Raw genomic sequence first — 1,315 nt, 5'->3', positions numbered from 1 at the left:
TTGTGCCGCATTCGCCTGACCGGCGGCGAGATGAGCGCGGCGCAGGCGCGTGTGGTGGCGGATGTGGCGATGACGTGTGGATCGGGTGTCATCGATGCAACGAATCGCTCGAACCTGCAGATTCGAGGCGTGCGGCCGGACGCTGAAGATGCGTTGATTTCCCGTTTGATCGAAGCAGGACTGGGGCCCGCCACGCAGGACGCGGACGATCTGCGCAACCTCATGCTCAGCCCGCTCGCCGGTCTCGATCCGCATGCCATTGTGGACGTCACGCCGATCGCTCGCGTGTTGCTCGAACAAATGCAGCACGATGCGCGTCTGCGCGAGTTATCGCCGAAATTTGCAATCATGCTCGACGGCGGCGAGCGTCTTGCCATGCTCGATCATCCTCACGATGTCTGGTTTTCGGCGCTATCGGCGGATCGGTTCGCATTCGGACTTGGCGGTTGTCCACCGACTTGCGCGGAGCATTTGCCTGCGGCCGCGTCGGTCGAGTCCGTGCACATCCCCGACTTGATGAACGCGGTGTTGCATACATTCCTCGATCTTGCGCTGCCGGAGCAGACGAGGATGCGGGACTTGCTGCAGACGTATTCAGCCGAAGCGGTTCTTGACCACGTGCAGCAGAAGCTCGATTTCCAGCTCAAGCAAGACACAAAAGATTGGCTTCGCCCTTCGTCCAATGCACAACTGCGTTTCGGCGTGCATCCGCAACGCAACGAAGGCGCGGTGTGCATCGGTGCGCAGATACCGCTGGGCCGTCTGGATGCAACCACGCTCCGGGCGCTCGCCGACATCGCGCCGCGCATGCGCATGACGCCGTGGCAAAGCGTGATGCTGCTTGACATACCTGTGGCAGACGCCGGATCAACCATCGACCGGCTCAAGGCGCTCGACCTCGCAACCACGCCGAACGAGCCCTTCGCGCGCCTCATCGCATGCACGGGTTCGCAAGGCTGCGCCAAAGGTTTCTCCGATACCAAGGCGGACGCGCATCAACTTGCGTCCTTGATGCCCGAAACAGGCAACGTCCACTTGAGCGGATGCGCGCGTTCCTGCGCGGCGGCTCATCACGTCGACACAACCCTGCTCGCCGTCGCGCCCGGCCGCTACGATGTATACACGCAAGCGTCTGAACCGGTCGCCCGGCGCATAACCATTGAAGAGGCGGCCCGCTGGCTCGCCCGGAGCACCACCGATGCTTGATTACATCCGCGACGGGCAGGCGATTTATCGTGCGTCGTTCGCGACCATTCGCGCCGAAACGAACCTCGACGCGATTCCCCCCGACCTCGAAAAACTGGCTGTGCGCGTG

General features: G+C 62.6%; 1 protein-coding gene and 1 pseudogene. Both read left to right on the top strand.

Features of this window, described 5'->3' with window-relative positions; all coding sequences use genetic code 11:
- Positions 1 to 1,206: precorrin-3B synthase (gene cobG, locus ACRXB1_RS36165; RefSeq protein ID WP_449494789.1), on the top strand; the 1,206-nt coding region annotated here is incomplete at its 5' end.
- Positions 1,199 to 1,315 (top strand): annotated as a pseudogene (locus tag ACRXB1_RS36160) (precorrin-8X methylmutase); the annotation flags it as partial. The gene cobG and the pseudogene ACRXB1_RS36160, both read left to right, overlap by 8 nt.

The sequence above is a fragment of the Caballeronia sp. M23-90 genome, assembly GCF_053574605.1.
This window is presented reverse-complemented; position numbering and strand designations above follow the sequence as displayed.